Consider the following 21,359-nt stretch of genomic DNA (forward strand, 5'->3'; position numbering starts at 1 on the left):
ATTTACCCACTAAACCGTGGCGCCAGCTTCTCGATGCGTCGGATCATGGCCTGGAATTCCTCGGAGATGCGCTGGTGCAGCTTCACCGCCACCTCCGGATATTCCTCCAGGATGCGGCGGAACATCTTGCGGCTGAGCCGGATCACTTCCGAGTCGATTTCGGCCGACGCACTGGTCAGCCGGTTGGTGTCGGCGATCAATGCCAGTTCGCTGAGGATGGTGCCGGGGCCGGCGGTGCCGATCGGGATGCGCTCGCCGCCCTGCTCGCGATAGAGCACGATGCGCCCGCTGACCACGACATAGGCCGAATCGGCCTCGTCATCCTCGCGGTAGAGCTTGTGGTTGGCCAGCAGCAAGGTGTTCTCGGCGCCGAAGGCGAGCAGACGCAGCTGTTCCTGCGTGAAACCCTCGAAGAGCCCCACGGCGGACAGGATGCGGATGTCGTCATCCAACGCCATCTCTAGCTGCGTCCCCGAACGGTCAGTCCAATCCCTCCTTCACGAGTCGATCCTTAATCCCCTCCACAGGATCGCACCCGAAAGCGGTCCCGCCCAGACCGCTTATTGGATAATGAAATGTTTAAGGAACCAGCTTGTAGCCACCGCTTTCTGTCACAAGAATTTCCGCATTGGAAGGATCGCGCTCGATCTTCTGGCGCAGCCGGTAGACATGGGTTTCCAACGTGTGCGTGGTGACGCCGGAATTGTAGCCCCAGACCTCCTCGAGCAGCACGTCGCGCGTCACCACCTTCTGGTCGGCGCGGTAGAGATATTTGATGATCGAGGCTTCCTTCTCCGTCAGCCGCACCTTGCCGCCACGCGGGTCGATGAGCAGCTTCTGGCTGGGCTTGAAGGTGTAGGGGCCGACCGAGAAAGTGGCGTCCTCGCTCTGCTCGTGCTGGCGCAGCTGGGCACGGATGCGCGCCAGCAGCACCGCGAACCGGAACGGCTTGGTCACATAGTCGTTGGCGCCGGCCTCGAGGCCCAGAATCGTGTCGGAATCGGTGTCGTGGCCGGTCAGCATTATGATGGGCGCCTTGTAGCCGCCCTTGCGCAGGATCTTGACGGCCTCGCGACCGTCCATGTCGGGCAGGCCGACATCCATGATGAGCAGGTCGATGAGGCCGCCGCGCGCCGCGGTGACGCCTTTTGCCGCAGTCGCTTCCTGCAGCACGTCGAATTCCTCGTAGAGGGCGAGTTGCTCGACCAGTGTGCCGCGCAGGTCGTCGTCGTCGTCGACGATTAGGATGGTGCGTGAAGTCATGGATCAATCCGTTGTTTTGAAAATGAAATTCAGTTGACCGCTGCGTATTTATGCGGAAGCTGGCCGACACAATAGCCGATCACAGTGATTTGTTCCGTGGCACGATCATACAAGAAAAAATGGGATCGCAATGCAGCCGGCGCAATTTTGCCGAAACGGCTGCGTGTGCTGACCGTGCGGGCAAGGCCCGGCCACCCCAGCCAGGGCCTGCTGCAGGCCGGAAAAGCAGTGTTTGCCTGCGCTCTGGGGCGCGGCGGCATCTCGGCCGACAAGCGCGAGGGCGATGGCGCCACGCCGCTCGGCTCGATGCGGATCTTGTCGGGTTATTTCCGGGGCGATCAGTTTGCCGGCGGCCGCCGGACGCGGCTGGCGATGACGCCGATCGGGCCCGATCTCGGCTGGTGCGAGGTGCCGGACGACCGCAATTACAACAGGCCGGTCAAGATCCCGTATGGCGCCAGCCATGAGCGCATGCGGCGCGACGACCGGCTCTACGATGCTTGCCTGGTGCTCGACTGGAATATTTCGCCGCGCCGCCGGGGGCGCGGCAGCGCCATCTTCTTCCATCTGGCGCGTGATGGTTACACGCCGACGCAAGGCTGTGTGGCGGTCACCGCGCGCACGATGGCGCGGCTCTTGCCGCTGCTGTCGGATAGGACGGTGATGAGGGTGGTGAGATAGGGCAGTAGGGCAGTAGGGCAGTAGGGGCAGTAGGGACTGTCTCCCGGCGCCCGGACTTACCCTATTGCCGTACTGCCCTACTGCCTTGCTCCCCTATTTCCGCCCCGGCTTCTGCCAACCCGTGCCCAGGAGCCCGATTTCGCGAAGCTCCCGGTCCATCGCCTTGGCGATGTCGCGGCGTTCGCCGCCGATATCGCGCAGTCCATGGTCGGAGAGGTCGTCGACCGATTCCAAGGGAAGCCTGGCGGCGACGTTGGCCTGGCGCAGCCAGTCGATCGTGGCGCGCAGCCACTGCGGGAGAGATGATTTCAGGGCGGTGTGGGACTTCAGAGCGATCTCGGTCATGGCTTTATCCGGTTTCTCCGGATGTCAAATCCGGTTTGAAGGTATCTCGATGCCGGGATCATGCCGGATTGAAAAACAAACGGGAAACGAGTAGTTCTTTTCAGATCATCAAGTTTTGTTTGGAGATCAGATGGCCCGCCTCCTGCCCGGAACGCGCGCGCTGAGGACCTTCGAGGCGGCGGCGCGTCACCTCAATTTCACCCGCGCCGCCGACGAGCTTGGGCTGACGCCGGCCGCGGTCAGCCACCAGGTCAAGGAAATCGAGGATCAGCTCGACCTGGTGCTGTTCACGCGCACCAGCCGCACCATGCGGCTGACGGAAGCGGGAAACGTGCTTCATGAAGCGTCGATCGACGCGCTCGACCTGCTCAACCGGGCGGTATCCCGCGCCCGCAAGATGACGCGCGGCACGGCGCTCTTGAAAGTGACGCTCGACGCCCAGTTCGCGACGAAATGGCTGATGCGCCGCATCGACGATTTCCGCCATCAGCGGCCAGGCATCGAACTGCGCTTCGACATCACCTACGATGTAAGGGACTTCGAGCGTGACGACGTCGATATCGGCATCCGGTTCGGCACCGGCAAATATCCGGGGCTTGCCGCGCACCGGTTGTTCGACAACATCATCATCCCGGTGTGCAGCCCGGCCCTGCTCGCTTCAGGCCCGCCGCTCAATGAACCGCGCGACCTCTTCCGGCACACGCTCGCGCATATCGAATGGTCGCGGCAAGGCGTCACCTGGCCGAACTGGAGCATGTGGATGCAGGCGGCCGGCGTCGACGATTTCGACGACAGCCGCACCCTCGTCTTCGGCTCCTCGACCGATGCCACCCAGGCGGCCCTCGACGGAAATGCCGTGGCGCTGGCCGACTTCGCCATGGTCGCCAACGATTTGTCGCAGGGGCGCCTCGTGCGCCCCTTCGAGCTCGGCATCAAGGTCGCGCCGGAATTCGCCTATTTCCTGGTCTATCCTCAAACCGTGAAGGACGATGCCCGCATCGCCGCGTTTCGTGAATGGCTTCTCGAGGAGGCGGCAAAGACGCACGGCACGGAGAAGGCATAGGCGGCCGCCGGGCCTGTCTTTCGGTCACGACCGGGCGTTATGGCCGAAGATCATGCGCGTGTATTTCTTCCACGTCCATTTCACGCTCTTGTAGAGACGCGGGTATCTTTTCGCCGAAATGGACGTCTCGAACGCCCCGTTTTCGCTGCCCTGTTCGACAATCGGCCGTTCGAACCACAGCATTTCAATGCCGAGCTTCTCGTCCATCTGTTCGACCTGGTGATCGATCGAGGTGTAGATCTTGTTCTGCTCGATCCAGGCGCAACGGGCTTCAGCGACGGGGCGGGTGATGAGGTAGGAATCCGTGCATCTGGCATGCAGCGCCGGGTAGAGCCATTGGCCCTTCCGCAGTTTCCAACTCGGCGTGTAGTAGTTGCTGCCGTTGCCGAGATAGATGACAGCCTTGCGCGCAGGGCTGCCGAGTTCGGAAAGCCCCTGCCGGAACTTGGCGACGAAGTCGCGGGCGAGGAAGACGTCGTCCTCGAAGACCAGGCAATAGGGCAGGTCGGTTTCGAGGAAATCGCGCCAGATGCCGACATGTTTCAACGCCAGCGAAACGGCCGCCGGGTGGGTAAAGGCGGGCGCGACCAGCTCGTCGCGGATCTGCGGGGTGATGTCCGGCCGGTCCCAGTCCGTGTAAAAATAGACCGGCACGCCGCGCCGCTCGAATTCCCGCACGATGTGGCGGCGCCGGTCGTCATAGCCCTGTTTGACGTGGCAGATCCGGGTGAACACCTGGTCGCGTGGAAATCCGGACTCGTCGGCCATCGTCAGCGCGGCGCCTCAGCTAGCTGCGGCGCCGAACCAACCGATCACCGCGCCGATGATCAGCAAGACACCCAGCCAGTGGCCGCCGTCGATGAGGGTCAGGTCCCAGCCGAAATTCTCGTAGCGATGGTTGACCGACAGCGTCGTGGCGACAAAACCCAGCCAAAGGACGAAACCGAAGACAAGCCCGGCAACCAATGTCGGTTCACCGCCGGTCATCGCGGTGACGATCAGCGCCATGACGAGCGCCATGACCAGTTCGGCGATGAAGCTGATGACGAAAGGCAGCGGCGATTTCTTCATCGTCGCCGCATCAAGCTTGGCGGCTTTCAGCCACGGCTTGCTCAACGCCATGTACCAGGCGGCGCCGAACAGCCAGGCCAAGACGGCGGCCGCGATGACTGCCAGCCAGTTCACTGCTGAAAAATCCATGAGCTTCCCCCTCCAGATGCAGGTCGCGTGACATCTTTTTGTTTTGCCGCAATTCCCGTGGGAAAACCGCTAAGCACTTTTCCTGGAATTGCTCCATGAACTTTGTATCAGGCGCTTCGGCGATGGCGTCAAGCAAAGCGCCAGACGGTGGTGCGCTTGACCAGGGAATCCTCCAGCGCCCGCGTGACTTCGACTTCATAGACCGCAAGGGGCTCCAGCCCTGTTTTCGGCATATACGATCGGCCGGGATCGCCGACGAAGATCTCGGCGCCACGCGCCTTGAGCGTCGCGAACCACGGCATCAGGCGGTCGGCGAAGGATTTGTCGTAGAAAACATCGCCGGCCAGAATCACGTCCCAGCCCGCATCGGTGCCGATGCAGTCGGTGCCGAGGAAGTCGATCCCGACGCCATTGGCCTCGCCGTTGAGGCGGATCGCCGTGGCGCAGAACGGGTCGATGTCGGCGGCGATCACTTCGGCGGCGCCCGCCCGGACGGCGGCGATGGCGACGAGGCCGGAACCCGAGGCGAAATCGAGCACGCGCTTGCCCCGCACCGTGCCGGGATTGTCCAGGACATAGCGGGCGAGGCCCTGGCCGCCGGCCCAGGCAAAGGCCCAGAAGGGCGGCGGCAGGCCGATCTCGACCAGCTCGTCCTCGGTCCGCTGCCACAGATCGTGCGCTTCATCGGCGAGATGGAGCAGAATCTCGGGCACGTGCGGCGGCGCCATCAGCGCCGTATTGTCGAGGATGAATTGCTTCGCGCTGTGCGGGGTCAGTGCCGTCACGGCGCGGGCGTCAGGCCGCCCATGCGGCAGACTTCCTTCCATTCGGCCGGAGTGACCGGCTGCACGGAAAGCCGGCCAAGCCGCACCAATGCCATTTCGGCAAGCTTCGGATTGGCTTTCACCTGTTCCAGCGTCGGCGGGTTCGGCACATCGCGAACCGCGCGGATGTCCACGCACTCCCAGCGCGGATCGTCCGACGTGGTGTCGGGGTGGGCCAGCGCGCAGACTTCGGCGATGCCGACGATGTTGAGCCCCTCATTGGAATGGTAGAAGAAGCCGAGATCGCCGATCTGCATGGCCTTCATGTTGTTGCGGGCGGCGTAGTTGCGCACGCCGTCCCACTGCGTGCCGGCCTTGCCCTTGGCCTTCAACGCCTCGAAGGAGAAAACCGAGGGTTCGGATTTGAACAGCCAGTAGTTCATGTTTTCTCCTCCGTGCGATCCAGGTGCGGCAACCGGAATTAACTAGCCGCCGGCTTGTTGAACGTCCAGTTCCACTGGCGGATTTCGACGCTTTCGAACAGGCCGGCCTCGGCATAGGGGTCAGCGGCGGACAAGGCCTGCGCAGCGGCCAGATCGGGCGCCTCGACGACCACGAGGCTGCCATTGGGCTTGCCATCGGCATCGAGGAATGGACCGGCGAAGGCCAGCTTCTTCTGCGCATTCAGCCCTTCGAGGAAGGCGAGATGCTCGGGCCGCGTGTCGAGGCGCACCTGCAGGCTTCCGGGTTTATCCTTGCAAACAAAAGCAAACAGCATGGGTCTCTCTCCTGGTTGTTGGGATTGAAGTTGGGGATCAATCGTTGATTTCGGTCTTCAGCGGCCGGGTCATCAGGGCCGTCACCGCCTGGCGAATGGTGATGGCGCCGTCCAGTATGGCTGCGACAGCGGTAATGATCGGCGCGTCGATGCCGCGCTCGGCGGCAATACGGGCGGCGATCGCCGCCGTCGGCACGCCCTCGGCCAGCGGCAGCCCGGCAAGCGCCTTGCCTTGTCCAAGCGCCAGCCCGTAGGCGAAATTGCGCGATTGCGTGGATGAGCAGGTCAGCAGCAGGTCGCCAAGGCCGGAAAGCCCCATCAGGGTCTCCGGCCTGGCGCCGAAGGCCGCGCCGATGCGGCGCAGTTCGACGAAGCCGCGCGTTACCATTGCGGCCTGGGCGCTGGCGCCGAGCCCGGCGCCGGTAACCGCACCTGCGGCAATGGCAAAGACATTCTTCAAGGCGCCGCCGATCTCGACGCCGATCAGGTCGTCGCTGGAATAGCAGCGCAGGTTTTCAGCGGAAAAACGGGCGGCAAGGTCAGCTGCTAGCGCCTCATCATGGGCGGCGACCACCACCGCTGTCGGCAGGCCGCGGGCGACGTCGGTGGCGAAGCTCGGGCCGGACAGCGCGGCGACCGGATTTCGCGGCAGGATTTCCTCGACAATTGCCGACAGCAGGGCGCCTGTGTCGCGCTCGATGCCCTTGGCGCAGAGAACGAGCGGGATGCCGTCGGGCATATGATCCTTCGCTGCCGCCAGTGTCGCACGTAGCGATTGCGCCGGCGTCACCGCCAGCACGCAATCGGCCCCGGAGAGCGCCGTCGCGATGTCCGATGTCGCCTCGATGCCGGGCGCGATGGCGATGCCGGGCAGGTAGCGCGGGTTCTGGCCACGGCCGATCGCCGCCACGGTTTCCGGGTCGCGCGCGAACAGGCGCACCTTATGGCCGGCGCGCAGCATGGCCAGCGCCAGCGCCGTGCCCCAGGCGCCACCGCCGAGCACGGCAACTCGCCAGCTGCCGTTGCCGGGATCGCCGACGTCTTGGCCGCGCATCGCTTCACCAGTCATGCCTTGGCTCCGCGCCGGCCCGAACCGACCATCGGCGCCGAGATGCTGTCGAGCGGCCAGCGCGAGCGCGGCACGAAGTCGAAGCCGTTCTCCTGCGCCATGCCTTCGCGCAGCCGTTCGATGCCGGCCCAGGCGATCATCGCGGCATTGTCGGTGCAAAGTTTCAGCGGCGGTGCGACGAAGGTGAAGCCGGCGTCGGTGCAGAGCCGTTCCAGCGTTGCCTTGATGGTGCGGTTGGCGGCGACGCCGCCGGCAACCACCAGAGCCGGGTTCTTCGTGCCCGGAAATGTCTGGCTGAACCGCGCCAAAGCGCGCGAAACGCGGTCGGCTAGCGCATCGGCGACCGCCGCCTGGAAGGAGGCGCAGATGTCGGCGACGTCCTGGTCGCTCAAGGGTTCGATCGCCGTCGCCGCCTGGCGCACGGCGGTCTTCAGGCCGGAGAAGGAGAAATCGGGTTGCGCCGAACCCTTCATCGGACGCGGGAAGGCGAAGCGCTTGGCGTCGCCCGTCTGCGCCGCCTTCTCGACATTCGGCCCGCCGGGATAGGGCAGGCCGAGCATCTTGGCGGTCTTGTCGAAGGCTTCGCCGAGCGCGTCGTCGATGGTGGTGGCCCAGCGCTGATAGTCGCCGACGCCGCGCACGGCCAGGATTTGCGTGTGGCCGCCGGAGACCAGCAGCAGCAGATAGGGGAATTCAAGCCCGTCGGTCAGCCGCGCCGTCAAGGCGTGGCCTTCGAGGTGGTTAACCGCGATCAGCGGCTTGCCTGCTGCGGCGGCGATCGCCTTGGCCGTCATCAGCCCGACGATCAGGCCGCCGACCAGGCCGGGGCCGGCGGTGGCGGCGATCGCATCGATATCGGCAAGGGCCGTACCCGAATCGGCAAGGGCGGCCTCGACGATACTGTCCAGCGCCTCGACATGGGCGCGCGCGGCGATCTCGGGCACGACACCGCCGAAGGCGGCATGCTCTTCGATCTGGGACAGCACGATGTTGGACAGGATTTTCGGCGCGGCATCGCCCTCCAGCGCCACGACGCTGGCGGCGGTTTCGTCGCAACTCGTCTCAATGCCCAGAACGCGGATCAATTCGTCGCTGTCTCCAGAGATTGTGTAGCCAGGCGTTCCCCTTTAGGAGAGTGCCCGGAGAAGGCCTCGGTTATTTTAGCCGCATTTCTGCGACGCCAAGTGGCTCCACTTGGCTGCAAAATGCTCCGGCCGGGGGTTATCACGGACCGCGCGTCATGCAAACAACCTTGAAAATCGGAACACGCGGCAGCCCGCTGGCACTGGCCCAGGCGCATGAAACTCAGGCGCGGCTGATGGCCGCGCACGGCCTGCCGGCGGAAGCGTTCGAAGTCGTCGTCATCTCGACCAGCGGCGACCGCATCCAGGACCGGCCGCTGTCGGAAGCCGGCGGCAAGGGCCTGTTCACAAAGGAGATCGAAGAGGCTTTGCTGGCGGGCAAGATCGACATTGCCGTGCATTCGTCGAAGGACATGCCGACGCGATTGCCCGATGGCCTGGAACTCTCCGCCTTCCTGCCGCGCGAGGACGCGCGCGACGCCTTTGTCGGCAAGGCGGCGAAGACCATCGCCGAGCTGCCGCGCGGAGCCAAGGTCGGTTCGTCGTCGCTCAGGCGGCAAGCACTGATCCGCCGCATGCGGCCGGATCTCGACGTGGTGATGTTCCGCGGCAATGTGCAGACGCGGCTGCGCAAGCTCGACGAAGGGGTCGCGGCCGGCACCATCCTCGCCTTTGCCGGGCTGAAGCGGCTTGGCCTGGAGCATGTCGCTACCGATTTGATGCCGCTCGACATTTTTCCGCCGGCACCTGGCCAGGGGGCGATCGGCATCGAGACGCGCATCGGCGACCCTGACGTCGAAAGGATGCTGGTCGCCATCCACGATGTGCCGACCGGACAGGCGCTGGCGTGCGAACGCGCCTTCCTGGCGGCGCTCGACGGTTCCTGCCGCACGCCGATCGCCGGCTATGCGGCGATCGAGACCGGAAAGCTTTCTTTCGCCGGGCTGATCATCTCGCCCGACGGCACGCAGTCGCACACGGTCGAACTGCGGGGGCTGGCGCAGGATGCCGCCCGCATCGGCGAGGAGGCCGCACGTTCGGTGCGGGCCAAGGCCGGTGAAAAGTTCTTCGACGGCTGGCTCTGAACATGCTTCGCGTCCTGGTGACCAGACCGGAGCCGGGCGCCTCGCGCACGGCGCGGCGGCTTCAGCATATAGGGTTCCAGCCGATTCTCCTGCCGTTGACCGAAACGGTGGCTTTGCCGGCCGACGCCGGGTTGGTTCCGGATGACGCTGCCGCCGTCGCTGTCACCAGCGCCAATGCCGTGCGCCATGCCCCGAAAGAGGTGATCGCGGCGCTGGCTGACCTGCCTTGCCATGCCGTGGGCGCCAGGACCGCCGAGGCAGCGCGTAAGATGGGGTTCTCTTGCGTCATTGAAGGTTCCGGCGATGCCGAGGCGCTGGCCGACAGCATCGCGGCAACGCTTCCCGGCAAGGCAATCGCCTATCTCTGCGGACGCGTGCGGTTTCCGGTGTTCGAGCAGAGGTTGAAGGAGGCGGGAGTCCAGGTCCGCGCCGTGGAGACCTACGACACGCTGCCGGTGCGGCATTCCGACGACACCGTCCTCGCGCTGCTGTCCGGCCAGCCGGTCGATGCGGTGCTGCTCTATTCGGCCAAGGCGGCCGCCGCGATGCAGGTCTTGACCAAACGGCCTGCCCTGCAAGAGGCCTTTGAAAAGACGCTGTTTTTCGCACTTTCCGCGCGCATCGCCGCTGCTTTCGACGGCGGCGCCGGCACAGCAATCCGCATTGCCGCACAGCCCGACGAGGAGGCGTTGCTGGCGCTTTTGCCGGTGCTGCCCTGAGCCGCGTCATCACACCGCCCCTTTTCACCGCTTGGTGATGTGCTAGACCCTTTCTGAACCATCACGCGCCCCCAGGCGTTGAGACGAAGCGAATTTTGCGGAGCCCAGGCATGGTCAAGACGCCGAAGATGCGACACTCGAAAAGCCGCCGCGAGCCGGTGACCATCGATCTCGAGCCCGGTGCCGTGTCTCGCATCGTCGACGAGGATGCCGCCAAGGCAGCGGCCCAGGCCGACGAGGCGAAGGAAGCCGCCGATGCCTCGCAGCCGGAGGCTCCCGAAGAGCCGGTGCACGCCGACCAGACCGATCTCGAACCCTGGGAGCATGCCGATGGCGTGGGGCAGGCCGGGGCGGAGCCGTCCGCGCAGGCCAAGGCCGTTGAGCCGGAACTGCCCTATCCCGGTTCGGATAAGCCAGCCGATCGCCCTGCCGCCTCCGACTACACTTTCGAGGACGCATCGGCCAAGCGCAGCGACGACAGGCAGGAAAAAACCCAGACGCGGGAGGAAAAGATGGCGCCGACACCTCCGGCAAAGCGTGGCGGTCTCAACGGCATTGCCGCCGGCATTATCGGTGGCGTCATTGCGCTCGCCGGCGCCGGCGGCTTGCAATTTGCCGGCGTGCTTGGCGCGCCGGGTTCCGGCGCGGGAGTCTCGCTCGACGGCGTCAATGGCGAGATTGCTTCGCTGAAGAGCGACATCGCCAGTCTCAAGGAAGCCGGCGGCAACAACGATGCAGCGGCGAAGGTGGTCGGGCTTTCCTCTGGGCTGGAGCAGGTAAAGGCCGATATCGCGGCGCTGAAATCGGCGGTCGAAAAGGGCGGCGCTGGTGACAATGCCGGGCTTGCCGCCCTTGGCGACAAGGTCAAGCAGATCGAGACCGCGGTCGCGGCGCTGGGCAAGGCCGGCAGCGCAGCACCGGTCGATCTCGCCCCGCTCAACGAGAAACTGGCCGGTCTCGACGCGCTGGTGAAATCGGCGGGCGAGGCGGCCAAGGCGCAGGACGGCCGGCTGACCGCGCTGGAACAGTCGGTGTCGCAGCTTTCCGGCAAGGTCGACGCCCAGGCGTCGCAGCCGAAGATCGCGCTCGCCATCGCCGCTTCGGCGCTCAAGTCGGCACTCGACCGCGGCGCGCCATTCTCGGCCGAACTCGATACGCTGGCGGCGATCTCGCCCAATGCTCCGGAGCTTGCGACCTTGCGGCCCTATGCCGAAAAGGGCGTGCCGACCCGCACCGAGATCGCCGCGCAGATGGATGCCGCCGCCAATGCCATGGTCGCCGCCGCCACGCCGGTGGATGACAATGCCGGCTTCCTGCAGAACCTGATGTCGAGCGCCGAATCGCTGGTCAAGGTCCGGCCGATCGGCGCCGTCGAGGGTCCGGGCGCGCCGGAAACCGTGGCGCGCATGGAAGTGGCGGTCACCCAGGGCGACTACGCCAAGGCGCTGAGTGAATACAACTCGCTGCCCGAAGCCGTGAAGGCCGCCGGCGCCGACTTTGCCGGCAAACTGAAGGCGCGCATCGAGGTCGAAACCCAGGTCGACGCGCTGATCTCCGGCGCCATGAAGGCATGAGGGCAACAATATGATCCGCCTGCTCGCCTTCCTCATCGTCGTCTTCGCACTCGGGCTGGGCTTTGCCTGGCTGGCCGACCGGCCCGGCGACATGGTCGTCACCTTCAACGGCTATCAGTACCAGGTCAGCCTGATGGTGGCGGCGGTAGCCATCGTCGCCGTCGTTGCGGCGGTGATGATCGCGTGGTGGCTGCTCAAGTCGCTGTGGAACAGCCCCTACACCATCTCGCGCTATTTCCGCGTGCGCCGCCGCGACCGTGGTTACCAGGCGCTGTCGACCGGCATGATCGCCGCCGGCGCCGGCGACGGCGCGCTGGCCCGCAAGAAGACCAAGGAAGCGGCCAAGCTGATCCGCTCCGACCAGGAGCCATTGATCCATCTGCTCGAAGCGCAGGCGTCGCTGCTCGAAGGCGACCATGAAGGCGCTCGGCAAAAGTTCGAGAGCATGCTCGACGATCCCGAAATGCGGCTGCTTGGCCTGCGCGGGCTTTATCTCGAAGCCGAAAGGCTGGGCGACCGCAACGCCGCGCGGCACTACGCCGGCCGCGCCGCCGCCGTTGCGCCGCAACTCGCCTGGGCGGCGGAATCGACGCTGGAGGAACTGACCGCGCGCGGCGACTGGGACGGCGCCTTGAAACTGGTCGACGCGCAGAAGTCGACGCGGCAGATCGAGCGCGACGCCGCCAATCGCCGCCGCGCCGTGCTGTTGACCGCCAAGGCGCAGTCGCTGGCCGACAGCGATCCCAATGCTGCCAGGACAGCGGCGCTCGAGGCCAACAAGCTGCAGCCGGATTTCGCGCCGGCAGCCGTTGCTGCGGCGGCAGCGCTGTTCAAGCAGAACGATGTGCGCAAGGGCTCGAAGATCCTGGAAACGGCCTGGAGGGCCGAGCCGCATCCGGAGATCGCCGAACTCTACACCCACGCCCGTCCGGGCGACGCCGTGCTCGACCGCCTCAACCGGGCGAAGAAGCTGCAGGAGCTGAAGAAGAACCACGCCGAATCGTCGATGACGGTGGCGCGGGCCGCGCTCGACGCGCAGGATTTTTCGACCGCCCGCCGCGAGGCCGAGGCGGCGATCCGGATGGACCGCCGCGAGGGCGCCTATCTGCTTTTGGCCGACATCGAGGAGGCCGAGACCGGCGACCAGGGCAAGGTGCGGCAGTTGCTCTCCAAGGCGGTGCGGGCGCCGCGCGATCCGGCTTGGGTCGCCGACGGCGTCGTGTCGGAGCGCTGGGCGCCGGTGTCGCCTGTCACCGGACGGCTCGACGCCTTCGAGTGGCGCGCGCCGATGGAGCGGCTTGGCCAGTTGATCGACAGCCGCGACGATGCGCCTGAGACCACGGCGCCGGTGATCGGGGCGCTGGCGAAGCCGGCCAGTGAAATGCCGATCGACGCGATCGAACCGGCCACGGCGGGCAGCGAGACGACGGCAAAAGGGACCGACAGAAGCGAGGACCACGTCACGCCGGTCACGGCGGCGGCCTTCGCGGCGGTGCCGGACGATGCCGAGGCGGTCGAGCCGGCGGAAGAACTGGCGCGCCTGCCGGACGATCCGGGCGTCGATCCGGACGAGGAAGCGGAAAAGGCGCCGCGCCGGTTCCGGCTGTTTTGAATTTGGGCCGGCTCTTGGGCCGTTGGGGAATGGATTGATGTTCGAACGCGTTCTGTCGTTTCTCAGGGATTTGCCGGCCGGCGCCGGCGCGCAACCCAGCACGGACGATCCGCGCGTCGCGGCCTCGGCGCTGCTCTATCATGTGATGAACGCCGACGGCGTGCGCCAGGATGTCGAATGGGAGCGGTTCAAGTCGGTGCTTTCCGAGAGCTACTCGATCAGCGGCGCGGAACTCGAAGCGCTGGTCGCCGCCGGCGAACGGGCCGACAATGAGGCGATCGACCTCTATGCCTTCACCAGCGTGCTCAAGCGCCATCTCGATGCCGAAGGACGCAAGGCCTTTATCGGCCTGATGTGGGAGATCGTCTATGCCGATGGCGAACTGCACGAGCTCGAGGACAATACGGTTTGGCGCGTCGCCGAGCTGATCGGCGTCGAGCGCCACGACCGGGTCGAGGCGCGCCGCAAGGCGGCGGCGCACGCGCCGGGCGCCCGTGGAACATCCAGCGACGAATAGACGGGATCTCGCCTGACGATGCCGCGCGCAACGAGCTCGAAGCCAAAAATCCTGATCGTGCTGCATCAGGAGAATTCGAGCCCCGGACGTGTCGGCCACATGCTCATCGAAGAGGGTTTCGAGCTCGACATCCGCCGCCCGCCGCTTGGCGACGCCTTGCCGGAAACGCTGGACGGCCACGCCGGCACGGTGGTGTTCGGCGGGCCGATGAGCGCCAATGACGAGGACGAGTTCGTTCGCCGCGAGACCAACTGGCTGGAAATCCCGCTACGGGAGAACCGGCCATGCCTCGGCATCTGCCTCGGCGCGCAGATGCTGGTCAACCATCTCGGCGGCAAGGTCGAGGGGCACGGCGAGGGGCTGGTCGAGATCGGCTGGTATCCGCTGAAGGCAACCGAGGCCGGCAAGAAGCTGATGCACTGGCCCGAAATGGTCTACCAGTTCCACCGCGAGGGTTTTTCCCTGCCGAGGGATGCGACCCTGCTGGCGACGGCCGAGACCTATCCCAACCAGGCCTTTCGCTACGGCGACAATGCCTGGGGCATCCAGTTCCACGGCGAGTTGACCCGGGTGATGATGCAGCGCTGGGTGGTGCGCGGCGCGCATCGCTTCGAACTGCCGGGCGCACAGCCCGGCCGCGATCACCTCGGCGGCCGGCTGATCTGGGACATGCATCTGAAACGCTGGCTGGACGAGTTCTTGCGGATGGTGTTTGGCAGACCGGCAGTGCGGTAGCTCTATCGTCACTCTGGACGGAGAACCGCTCTTGCGGCTCCTCTAGGGTTCGAGCACCGGCCGAAGGAAGCTGCGCTCGTAGCTTAGGATGCTGCGATTGCGTTTTTCCGTTTCAAACACCTCCTGGCATTCCGGGTCGGCGGCCATCCGCTTGCGATAGTCCTCGTAGTCGGCAAGGCTCGGAAAGCTGAACATGGCGTAGGCGATATTGTTGGCTCCTTCGCTCGGAAGGAAATAGCCATGATGGTTTCCGCCGAGGCGATTGACCAGGCCGATCCAGCGACGGCCATATTCTTCAAACTCGGCAAGCTTGTACGGATCGATGACATATTTCAGGTAACAGGTAATCATGGCAGCTCCTGTGACAGGGTAATCATGCTGAGCATCAGTTTCGCCCGTTGAGGTGGCGCACCTTGCGCAACTGCGGGAACAGCCACGCCCACAACCCCGCCACCGCGATCGCACCAACACCGCCGATCACCACGGCAGGCACCGTGCCGATCAGCGCCGCCATGGTGCCGGCGCGGAATTCGCCGACTTCGTTGGAGGCGCCGACGAAGACCTGGTTGACGGCGTTGACGCGGCCACGCACCTCGTCCGGCGTCCACAACTGGATCAGCGTCTCCCTGATATAGACGCTGAACATGTCGGTGGCGCCGAGGAGGGCGAGTGCGACGATCGACAGCCAGGTGACGGTCGACAGGCCAAACAATACCGTGCAGGCGCCGAAGGCCGCGACGAAGCCGAGCATGATCTTGCCGGCATTGTCGCGAAGCGGGTGCCCGGCCAGCCATACCGCCACGCAGATGGCGCCGATGCCGGGCGCCGAGCGCAACAGGCCGAGGCCCCACGGGCCGAGTTCAAGAATGTCGCGCGCATAGACCGGCAGCAATGCCGAGGCGCCGGACAGGAGCACCGCGAAGAGGTCGAGCGAGATGGCGCCGAGCACGATCTTCTCGCTCCAGATGTAGCGGAAGCCGGCAAACAGCGTCTCCATGGAAGGCTTGTCGGTGGCGGTCCGCTGGGCGGGCCTGGGAATGGTGAAAATCAAAAGGGCGGCAACCAGCATCAGGATGGCGGCGGTGCCATAGGCCGCTTCCGCCGACACGCCGTAGAGCAGGCCGCCGGCAACCGGTCCAACGATGGTCGCCGTCTGCCAGGCGGACGAGTTCCAGGCAATCGCGTTGCCGAAATCCTCCGGCGGCACCAGATTGGCGAACAGCGACGAAGAGGCTGGTCCGTAAAAGGCGCGCGCCATGCCGAACAGCGCCAGAACCACAAAGATCGGCAGCGGACTGACGAGGCCGCGAAGCGTGAAGTACAGGAGAACGAGCGCGCAGCCTGCCTCGGTCACCGTCGACAATGCCATGATCAGCCGGCGGCCGAAACGGTCGGCGACGACGCCGGTGACCAGCACCAAAAGCAGGGACGGCAGGAACTGGACGATGCCGACGATGCCGAGATCGAAGGGATCGCGCGTCAGATCATAGATCTGCCAGCCGACGGCGACAGAGACGATCATGGTCGCGAAAGTGGTGAGGAAGCGCGCCGTCCAGTAGCTGAGGAAGGCTTTGTGCCGGAAGGCAGCGTAGCGCTGCTCAGGTGAAGTTTGTGCTGATGTCATGGAGAGAGGCCCCGTTGCGATGGCATTGATCGGCGGGGCACTTCCCGGATGGGCGCTGGTCCGACCAATGGAACGTCTAACAAAGTTCGCGGCGGGATGTGCGTTAAAATCAGGCCTGGATCAAGGGATTTCCGGACTGTTCCTTCGATCGCACAAGGACGTTACTGCCGCAGCGCGGCCGAAATGGCGTCCAGCCCGCCCCTCAATTCAGCTTCCGTTGGCCAGCCGAAACCGACGCGGAAGAAGCGCTTTTCCATCTCGAACCAGTGGCCCGGTCCGACATAGGTGCCATGGTTTTCCAGCAGATTGAGATAGAACTTGTCGAGGTCGAAGCCTGGTTCGACGTTGAGGCGCGGGAAGCCGACGACACCGCCTTCGGGCCTGATCCAGTCGACCAGCGGTTCCCGGTCGATCCAGGCCTGGACGATGTCGCGACGCTTGGCCATTTCGGGCAACAGGGCTCCGAGGAAAGCGTCCCGGCGCTCCAGCATGCCGCGCGCAATGCCTTCGTCGATGACGCTGCCGCAGATGCCGATCTGCTCCTTGGCGGCGAGGAATGTCTCTTGCAGCGCGGCATCCCTGGTGATCAGCCAGCCGATGCGGATGCCGGGAATGCCGAAGGCCTTCGACAGCGAAGAGACGCTGATCGCCTTCTTGCTGAGCGAAGCCGCCGACGGCAGGCGCCGGCCATAGGAGAGGTCGCGATAGGTCTCGTCGACCAGCAAATGGCAGTTGCGGCTTTCCGCGAGCGCCACCAGCGCGTCGAGATCGGCGCGAGACATCATCGTGCCGGTCGGGTTGTGCGGGCAGGTGACGCTGATCAGTTTCGTGTTCGGCCGCACCGCCGCCCTGACAGCCTCGACATCGATGGCGAAGCTGTCCTCGAAAGCGAGGTCGACAAAGCTGATGGCGCAGCCGATCGCGCGCGGGGTTTCGATGTTGGTGGCATAGTTGGGCCTGATGACGACGAGATGATCGCTCGCCGACAAAAGCGATGTCGAGATGATGAACAGCGCGCCAGCGGCACCGGCGGTGACCAGGACATCGTCAGGCGAGACGCCGGCATCCTGCGCCGCGATCAGCGCGCGCAGTTCCTTGTCGCCGCGATGCTCGCCGTAGAACAGCGTGAGATCAGGCAGCGACAGGCCGATGTCGGAAAGCTTCTGGTCGGCGATCGAGCTTTCGGAGAGATTGAAGCGGATGCGGTCGTAGCCGTATTCCTCCGGCGCTTCCTTCTCGATCACCATCCTGGTGTAGTTCATGGCTTCCCCCGGATCACCCTTGCCTGGTCTATCCAAGCCACAAAAACAGGAAGCCTGCCAAGGCGGTTTCGCCGGCAGGCTCCTGTTCCAGTCGTTCTAAATATTGGCTCAGGCCTGAATGCTCAGGCCGAAACCTTGACCTTGCGGCCCTTGGCCTTGACGGGCATGACCTCGGCGGCCTTGCGGCCGAGGCCGATCGACTTCGCCAGTTGCGAGCGCGAGGCCGCGTAATTCGGCGCAACCATCGGATAATCCGACGGCAGGCCCCATTTGGCGCGGTAGGCGTCCGGCGTCAGGCCGAAATGCACGCCGAGATGGCGCTTCAGCGATTTGAACTTCTTGCCGTCCTCAAGGCAGATGATGAAATCCGGCGTCACCGACTTCTTCGGGTTGACCGCGGGAACGAGCGGGGCGGCCACCGGCACGGCCGGCTTGCCGAGCCCGCCGATCGAGGTGGCGACGCTGGCGATGAGGTCGGCCAGGCCGGAGGCGGGCAGGCGGTTCTTCTCAACGTAGGCGGATACGATGTGGGCGGTCAGCTCGAGAAGGTCGATGCGAGCGTCGTTGCTATCGTCGGTCAATGTTTCCTCCGTCTATGGTGCACGGCCTCGAAAATGGGGATCGTTTTCGAAAGGGCGAGGCACAAAATCGAAAAAGATGCTGAAGCGTCTCTGGCGTATCCAGTGAAGCACGCGGGGGCAGCGCGCGAAATTCCTAGTCGGCAAATCTGCGCAACGCAATGATCAAGCGCGGCGCCACACGTTATTTTGAACAACTATACTAAACTGTAATACTATCAGACAATCAGGGCTTTGTCTCGCCACAGACGAAATCCGCCTTCGAAGGCGCGTGTGTTGTCACCGCGCCTAGCCTCGGCTGGTAACGTGTCGAGCTTGTCGACATTGCCGCCGCCGATGACGACATAGTCTGGCTGCAGGGCGGCGCGCAGCCGGGTGACGACGTCGAAGACATATTTGCGCCACTTCTTCTTGCCGCGCTTTTCCAGGCCGCGCTCGCCGACATAGTCCTCGAAACTCTGGCCTTTCCTGTAGGGAAGATGGGCGAGCTCCATCGGCTGCCCGACATTGTCGAAGACCATCGCCGCGCCGAGGCCGGTACCGAGCCCGAGGAACAGCATGCGCCCGCCTTCATAGCTGCCGATGGCCTGCATCAGCGCATCATTGACCACCTTGACCGGCTTGTTGAACTGCGCGGCGAAATCGAAGCCGGCCCAGCCCTTGCCGAGATTCTTGGGGTCGAGCACCGGCTTGTTGTGACGCACCGGACCGGGATAGCCCATCGAGATGACGTCATAGGACAGGCCCTCGGCGAGCTTCTTCACCTTGTCGATCATCTGCTGCGGCGTCAGATCCGGGCCGGAATCGTCGCGGCGCTCCTCGCCGCCGGCGCTGGTCAGGATCTTGACGTGCGAGCCGCCAATGTCGATCGTCAGCACGATCTGCTCGGCGCCCAATGCCGGTTGCTTCACTGCCTTGGCCATCGCGTCCCCTCCACTTCTACCAACGGAACTCATGCCACCGGGTCGATCCAGCCATTGGGCGGCCCGAAGCCGGCCATGGCGTCGGCCGGTCCCCATGTCTTCGGCTCATAGAGATGCGGCGGCGTGGTGTCGCCAAGCACCGGGCCGACGATGCGCCAGGCGAGCTCGGCCGCGTCCTGGCGGGTGAAGAGCTGGCCGTTGCCGTTCATGGCGTCGCCGATCAGCCTTTCGTAAGGCGGCATGTCGGCCTTGCTGTCGTCGAGCGCCGTCAGCTCCACCTGCTCGCCGACCATGTCGTCGCCGGGCGCCTTGCGCTGCGCGCCGATGGCGATCACCACCTGCGGGTCGATGCGGAAGCGCACGTAGTTCTGGTCGGCGGGCTTGATCGGGTCGAAGACGTCGAGCGGCGGGCGCTTCAGCCGCACCACCACCTCGGTGACATGCACCGGCATGTTCTTGCCGGCGCGGATGAAGAACGGCACGTCCTGCCAGCGCCAGGTGTCGACGAAGAAGCGCACCGCTGCGAAGGTCTCGACCGGCGAGTTCGGCTTGACGCCGGGCTCGGCGAGGTAGCCGGTGAACTGGCCGCGTACGACATCGTCTTTCGTCAGCGTCCGGATTGCCCTCAGCACCTGGACCTTCTCGTCGATCAAATCGTCGGCGGAGCGGCCGACCGGCGGCTCCATGGCCAAAAGCAAGAGGATGTTGAGCAGGTGGTTCTCGATGACGTCCCTGATGCAGCCGACATCGTCATAGAATTTTCCGCGCCCCTCGATGCCGAAATCCTCGGCCATGGTGATCTGCACGCTTTCGACGAAGTTGCGGTTCCAGATCGGCTCGAGAAAGGAATTGGCGAAGCGGAAATAGAGCAGGTTCTGGATCGCTTCCTTGCCGAGATAGTGGTCGATGCGGAAGATCGACTGTTCGTCGAACACCAGATGCAGCACACGGTTCAGCCAGCGGGCCGATTGCAGATCGTGGCCGAACGGCTTTTCCACCATCAGCCGCGCGCCATGCGCGGTGCCCGATTGCTCCAACCCTTGCACGACCGTTTCGAACATGGTTGGCGGCACCGCCATGTAGTGCAGCGGCCGCCGGGCGCTGCCGAGTGCTGTCTTCAGCTTCTCGAAAGTGGCCGGATCGCGATAGTCGCCGCTGACATAGCGCAGCAGCGAGGCGAATTTGGCGAACACCTTCTCGTCGATCTTGCCCAGCGCATTGACGATGCCGTCGCGGGCGCGGGCCTGCAACTGCTTGATGTCCCAGGCGTCGAAGGCGACGCCGATCACCGGTTCGGTGAGCGTGCCCTTGGCGACCATCTGGTAAAGTGCTGGGAATATCTTCTTGTGGGCGAGGTCGCCGGTGGCCCCGAAGAGTACCAGCGTGTCGGACCGTTCCTGGCTCATGCGTGCGTCTCCCGCTGTGGCGTCACTTGCCGGCCTTCGGCTTTTCGACATGGCCGCCGAAGGCATAGCGCATGGCCGACAGAAGCTTGTCGGCGAATTCGGATTCGCCTTGCGAGGAGAAGCGGTCGAACAGCGCCGAGGACAGCACCGGTGCCGGCACGCCGGTGTCGATCGCGGCCTTCAGCGTCCAGCGTCCTTCGCCCGAATCCGAGACGCGGCCGCCGAACTGCGCCAGGCCTGGATCGCTCTTCAGCGCGCCGGCGGTGAGATCGAGCAGCCAGGAGCCGATCACACTGCCGTGCCGCCAGACTTCGGCCACCTGGGGAAGGTCGATGTCGAACTGGTAGTATTGCGGGTTTTCCAGCGGGCTGGTCTCGGCGTCCGCCGTGCGTTGCCGCTTGCCGGCATTGGCCGACTTCAGGATGTTCATGCCTTCCGCATACGCGGCCATGACGCCATATTCGATGCCATTGTGCACCATCTTGACGAAGTGGCCGGCGCCGCTCGGTCCGCAATGCAGATAGCCGAAGGGCGCGGTGCCGGCGGCCTTGTCGGGAGCCGGCGCGCCGGCATCGGCGCCGGGCGCCAGCGTGGCGAAGACCGAATCGAGGTGCTGCACCGCCACGTCGGGACCGCCGATCATCAGGCAGTAGCCCCGCTCCAGACCCCAGACGCCGCCGCTGGTTCCGACATCGACAAGATGGATGCCCTTGGCGGCCAGTTTCGCCGCCTGATCGACGGCGTCGTGATAGTAGGAATTGCCGCCGTCGATGACGATGTCGCCGGGTTCCATCAGGGCCGAGACCTGATCGATGATCTTGCCGGTGATCGCCGCCGGCAGCATCAGCCAGACACAGCGCGGCTTGGCGAGCTTGCCGACGAATTCCGTCAGGGAGGCCGCGCCGAGCGCGCCGTCGCTCACCAGAGCCGCGACGCTGGCCGGATTGATGTCGTAGACGACGCATTCATGGCCGTCGCGCATCAGGCGCCGCACCATGTTGGCGCCCATCCGGCCCAGTCCCATCATTCCGATCTGCATGGTTTCGTCCTGATTGCTTGAGGAAAGAGAAAATCGAGCG

25 protein-coding genes are annotated in these 21,359 nt (G+C 64.9%); 8 read left to right on the forward strand and 17 right to left on the reverse strand.

The annotated features are described in order from the left end of the window. Positions 1-2: 2 nt before the first annotated feature. Together AC1DPX_RS05840 and AC1DPX_RS05845 are read right to left on the reverse strand one after the other, a co-directional pair. Positions 3-458, reverse strand: a complete 456-nt coding sequence (locus AC1DPX_RS05840) for a Crp/Fnr family transcriptional regulator (RefSeq protein ID WP_202357234.1) — start codon at positions 456-458, stop codon at positions 3-5. Between the two features lie 121 nt (positions 459-579). Then, a complete protein-coding gene (locus tag AC1DPX_RS05845; protein WP_010912284.1) occupies positions 580-1,263 on the reverse strand; it encodes a response regulator transcription factor in 684 nt (227 codons plus the stop codon). Positions 1,264-1,407: 144 nt separating this feature from the next. Here AC1DPX_RS05845 and AC1DPX_RS05850 point away from each other — a divergent pair, with 144 nt between their 5' ends. Next, positions 1,408-1,944, forward strand: a complete 537-nt coding sequence (locus AC1DPX_RS05850; protein ID WP_202359264.1) for a L,D-transpeptidase family protein — start codon at positions 1,408-1,410, stop codon at positions 1,942-1,944. Positions 1,945-2,037: 93 nt separating this feature from the next. On the opposite strand, the gene AC1DPX_RS05855 is transcribed toward AC1DPX_RS05850, so the two are convergent. After that, the gene (locus tag AC1DPX_RS05855; RefSeq protein ID WP_477235177.1) at positions 2,038-2,289 is read right to left on the reverse strand and encodes a hypothetical protein; all 252 of its coding nucleotides are present in this window, start codon (positions 2,287-2,289) and stop codon (positions 2,038-2,040) included. Between the two features lie 130 nt (positions 2,290-2,419). Here AC1DPX_RS05855 and gcvA point away from each other — a divergent pair, with 130 nt between their 5' ends. After that, complete coding sequence (gcvA, locus tag AC1DPX_RS05860) at positions 2,420-3,352, forward strand: transcriptional regulator GcvA (protein ID WP_202357236.1); 933 nt, start codon at positions 2,420-2,422, stop codon at positions 3,350-3,352. A gap of 24 nt (positions 3,353-3,376) precedes the next feature. Here the strand turns inward: gcvA and AC1DPX_RS05865 are convergent, their stop codons facing one another. The 7 genes from AC1DPX_RS05865 to tsaD all read right to left on the reverse strand — a co-directional run bounded on the left by AC1DPX_RS05865 (position 3,377) and on the right by tsaD (position 8,245). Next, positions 3,377-4,120, reverse strand: coding sequence for a glycosyltransferase family 25 protein (locus AC1DPX_RS05865; RefSeq protein ID WP_202357237.1), 744 nt, complete (start codon positions 4,118-4,120; stop codon positions 3,377-3,379). A 15-nt stretch (positions 4,121-4,135) separates the two neighbouring features. Next, the gene (locus AC1DPX_RS05870; RefSeq protein WP_477235179.1) at positions 4,136-4,552 is read right to left on the reverse strand and encodes a DUF1761 domain-containing protein; all 417 of its coding nucleotides are present in this window, start codon (positions 4,550-4,552) and stop codon (positions 4,136-4,138) included. 128 nt (positions 4,553-4,680) lie between these two features. Further along, positions 4,681-5,379 carry a class I SAM-dependent methyltransferase gene (locus AC1DPX_RS05875; protein WP_202357239.1) on the reverse strand — a complete coding sequence of 233 codons (699 nt, stop codon included), beginning with the start codon at positions 5,377-5,379 and terminating at the stop codon, positions 4,681-4,683. Next, a complete protein-coding gene (locus AC1DPX_RS05880) occupies positions 5,334-5,759 on the reverse strand; it encodes an EVE domain-containing protein (protein ID WP_019861976.1) in 426 nt (141 codons plus the stop codon). Before AC1DPX_RS05880 ends, AC1DPX_RS05875 begins: the two co-directional genes overlap by 46 nt. Before the next feature lie 38 nt (positions 5,760-5,797). After that, on the reverse strand, positions 5,798-6,094 hold the full coding sequence (locus AC1DPX_RS05885; protein ID WP_202357240.1) for a YciI-like protein: 297 nt from the start codon (positions 6,092-6,094) through the stop codon (positions 5,798-5,800). 37 nt (positions 6,095-6,131) lie between these two features. Continuing rightward, positions 6,132-7,163: an NAD(P)H-dependent glycerol-3-phosphate dehydrogenase gene (locus AC1DPX_RS05890; protein ID WP_202357241.1), complete on the reverse strand. Its 1,032-nt coding sequence runs from the start codon at positions 7,161-7,163 to the stop codon at positions 6,132-6,134. After that, on the reverse strand, positions 7,160-8,245 hold the full coding sequence (gene tsaD / locus AC1DPX_RS05895) for a tRNA (adenosine(37)-N6)-threonylcarbamoyltransferase complex transferase subunit TsaD (protein WP_477235758.1): 1,086 nt from the start codon (positions 8,243-8,245) through the stop codon (positions 7,160-7,162). The genes AC1DPX_RS05890 and tsaD overlap by 4 nt, the downstream gene beginning before the upstream one ends. Before the next feature lie 158 nt (positions 8,246-8,403). Between tsaD and hemC the strand changes: the two genes are divergently transcribed. The 6 genes from hemC to AC1DPX_RS05925 all read left to right on the forward strand — a co-directional run bounded on the left by hemC (position 8,404) and on the right by AC1DPX_RS05925 (position 14,487). After that, positions 8,404-9,330, forward strand: a complete 927-nt coding sequence (gene hemC / locus AC1DPX_RS05900; RefSeq protein WP_477235181.1) for a hydroxymethylbilane synthase — start codon at positions 8,404-8,406, stop codon at positions 9,328-9,330. A 2-nt stretch (positions 9,331-9,332) separates the two neighbouring features. Then, the gene (locus AC1DPX_RS05905) at positions 9,333-10,049 is read left to right on the forward strand and encodes a uroporphyrinogen-III synthase (RefSeq protein WP_477235183.1); all 717 of its coding nucleotides are present in this window, start codon (positions 9,333-9,335) and stop codon (positions 10,047-10,049) included. A gap of 110 nt (positions 10,050-10,159) precedes the next feature. Further along, positions 10,160-11,623, forward strand: a complete 1,464-nt coding sequence (locus tag AC1DPX_RS05910; protein ID WP_477235185.1) for a COG4223 family protein — start codon at positions 10,160-10,162, stop codon at positions 11,621-11,623. 10 nt (positions 11,624-11,633) lie between these two features. Continuing rightward, entirely contained in the window at positions 11,634-13,235 is a 1,602-nt protein-coding gene (locus tag AC1DPX_RS05915; RefSeq protein ID WP_477235187.1) for a heme biosynthesis HemY N-terminal domain-containing protein, read from the forward strand. Positions 13,236-13,272: 37 nt separating this feature from the next. Next, positions 13,273-13,752, forward strand: a complete 480-nt coding sequence (locus tag AC1DPX_RS05920; RefSeq protein ID WP_477235189.1) for a tellurite resistance TerB family protein — start codon at positions 13,273-13,275, stop codon at positions 13,750-13,752. A gap of 18 nt (positions 13,753-13,770) precedes the next feature. Then, complete coding sequence (locus AC1DPX_RS05925; protein WP_477235191.1) at positions 13,771-14,487, forward strand: glutamine amidotransferase; 717 nt, start codon at positions 13,771-13,773, stop codon at positions 14,485-14,487. Between the two features lie 42 nt (positions 14,488-14,529). Here the strand turns inward: AC1DPX_RS05925 and AC1DPX_RS05930 are convergent, their stop codons facing one another. The 7 genes from AC1DPX_RS05930 to gnd all read right to left on the reverse strand — a co-directional run bounded on the left by AC1DPX_RS05930 (position 14,530) and on the right by gnd (position 21,319). Further along, positions 14,530-14,838, reverse strand: a complete 309-nt coding sequence (locus AC1DPX_RS05930; RefSeq protein ID WP_477235193.1) for an NIPSNAP family protein — start codon at positions 14,836-14,838, stop codon at positions 14,530-14,532. A gap of 34 nt (positions 14,839-14,872) precedes the next feature. Beyond that, the gene (locus tag AC1DPX_RS05935; RefSeq protein WP_202357249.1) at positions 14,873-16,111 is read right to left on the reverse strand and encodes an MFS transporter; all 1,239 of its coding nucleotides are present in this window, start codon (positions 16,109-16,111) and stop codon (positions 14,873-14,875) included. Positions 16,112-16,272: 161 nt separating this feature from the next. Next, positions 16,273-17,373, reverse strand: a complete 1,101-nt coding sequence (locus tag AC1DPX_RS05940) for an aminotransferase class I/II-fold pyridoxal phosphate-dependent enzyme (protein ID WP_477235195.1) — start codon at positions 17,371-17,373, stop codon at positions 16,273-16,275. A 122-nt stretch (positions 17,374-17,495) separates the two neighbouring features. Next, positions 17,496-17,954, reverse strand: coding sequence for a Ros/MucR family transcriptional regulator (locus AC1DPX_RS05945; protein WP_477235197.1), 459 nt, complete (start codon positions 17,952-17,954; stop codon positions 17,496-17,498). Between the two features lie 215 nt (positions 17,955-18,169). Further along, on the reverse strand, positions 18,170-18,874 hold the full coding sequence (locus tag AC1DPX_RS05950) for an ROK family protein (RefSeq protein ID WP_477235199.1): 705 nt from the start codon (positions 18,872-18,874) through the stop codon (positions 18,170-18,172). 29 nt (positions 18,875-18,903) lie between these two features. Then, on the reverse strand, positions 18,904-20,280 hold the full coding sequence (gene zwf / locus AC1DPX_RS05955; RefSeq protein WP_202357253.1) for a glucose-6-phosphate dehydrogenase: 1,377 nt from the start codon (positions 20,278-20,280) through the stop codon (positions 18,904-18,906). A gap of 22 nt (positions 20,281-20,302) precedes the next feature. Beyond that, on the reverse strand, positions 20,303-21,319 hold the full coding sequence (gnd, locus tag AC1DPX_RS05960) for a phosphogluconate dehydrogenase (NAD(+)-dependent, decarboxylating) (protein WP_477235201.1): 1,017 nt from the start codon (positions 21,317-21,319) through the stop codon (positions 20,303-20,305). Positions 21,320-21,359: the final 40 nt, after the last annotated feature.

Source organism: Mesorhizobium sp. 01N446, assembly GCF_056399285.1.

Coding starts and splice junctions, on each gene's coding strand:
- zwf (WP_202357253.1), bottom strand. CDS start 20,280: ATGAGCCAGGAACGGTCCGACACGCTGGTACTCTTCGGGGCCACCGGC.
- AC1DPX_RS05865 (WP_202357237.1), bottom strand. CDS start 4,120: ATGGCCGACGAGTCCGGATTTCCACGCGACCAGGTGTTCACCCGGATC.
- AC1DPX_RS05920 (WP_477235189.1), top strand. CDS start 13,273: ATGTTCGAACGCGTTCTGTCGTTTCTCAGGGATTTGCCGGCCGGCGCC.
- AC1DPX_RS05905 (WP_477235183.1), top strand. CDS start 9,333: ATGCTTCGCGTCCTGGTGACCAGACCGGAGCCGGGCGCCTCGCGCACG.
- AC1DPX_RS05845 (WP_010912284.1), bottom strand. CDS start 1,263: ATGACTTCACGCACCATCCTAATCGTCGACGACGACGACGACCTGCGC.
- AC1DPX_RS05930 (WP_477235193.1), bottom strand. CDS start 14,838: ATGATTACCTGTTACCTGAAATATGTCATCGATCCGTACAAGCTTGCC.
- AC1DPX_RS05880 (WP_019861976.1), bottom strand. CDS start 5,759: ATGAACTACTGGCTGTTCAAATCCGAACCCTCGGTTTTCTCCTTCGAG.
- AC1DPX_RS05855 (WP_477235177.1), bottom strand. CDS start 2,289: ATGACCGAGATCGCTCTGAAGTCCCACACCGCCCTGAAATCATCTCTC.
- AC1DPX_RS05875 (WP_202357239.1), bottom strand. CDS start 5,379: ATGGAAGGAAGTCTGCCGCATGGGCGGCCTGACGCCCGCGCCGTGACG.
- gcvA (WP_202357236.1), top strand. CDS start 2,420: ATGGCCCGCCTCCTGCCCGGAACGCGCGCGCTGAGGACCTTCGAGGCG.
- AC1DPX_RS05840 (WP_202357234.1), bottom strand. CDS start 458: ATGGCGTTGGATGACGACATCCGCATCCTGTCCGCCGTGGGGCTCTTC.
- AC1DPX_RS05870 (WP_477235179.1), bottom strand. CDS start 4,552: ATGGATTTTTCAGCAGTGAACTGGCTGGCAGTCATCGCGGCCGCCGTC.
- hemC (WP_477235181.1), top strand. CDS start 8,404: ATGCAAACAACCTTGAAAATCGGAACACGCGGCAGCCCGCTGGCACTG.
- AC1DPX_RS05925 (WP_477235191.1), top strand. CDS start 13,771: ATGCCGCGCGCAACGAGCTCGAAGCCAAAAATCCTGATCGTGCTGCAT.
- gnd (WP_477235201.1), bottom strand. CDS start 21,319: ATGCAGATCGGAATGATGGGACTGGGCCGGATGGGCGCCAACATGGTG.
- AC1DPX_RS05940 (WP_477235195.1), bottom strand. CDS start 17,373: ATGAACTACACCAGGATGGTGATCGAGAAGGAAGCGCCGGAGGAATAC.
- AC1DPX_RS05950 (WP_477235199.1), bottom strand. CDS start 18,874: ATGGCCAAGGCAGTGAAGCAACCGGCATTGGGCGCCGAGCAGATCGTG.
- AC1DPX_RS05915 (WP_477235187.1), top strand. CDS start 11,634: ATGATCCGCCTGCTCGCCTTCCTCATCGTCGTCTTCGCACTCGGGCTG.
- AC1DPX_RS05935 (WP_202357249.1), bottom strand. CDS start 16,111: ATGACATCAGCACAAACTTCACCTGAGCAGCGCTACGCTGCCTTCCGG.
- AC1DPX_RS05890 (WP_202357241.1), bottom strand. CDS start 7,163: ATGACTGGTGAAGCGATGCGCGGCCAAGACGTCGGCGATCCCGGCAAC.
- AC1DPX_RS05885 (WP_202357240.1), bottom strand. CDS start 6,094: ATGCTGTTTGCTTTTGTTTGCAAGGATAAACCCGGAAGCCTGCAGGTG.
- AC1DPX_RS05910 (WP_477235185.1), top strand. CDS start 10,160: ATGGTCAAGACGCCGAAGATGCGACACTCGAAAAGCCGCCGCGAGCCG.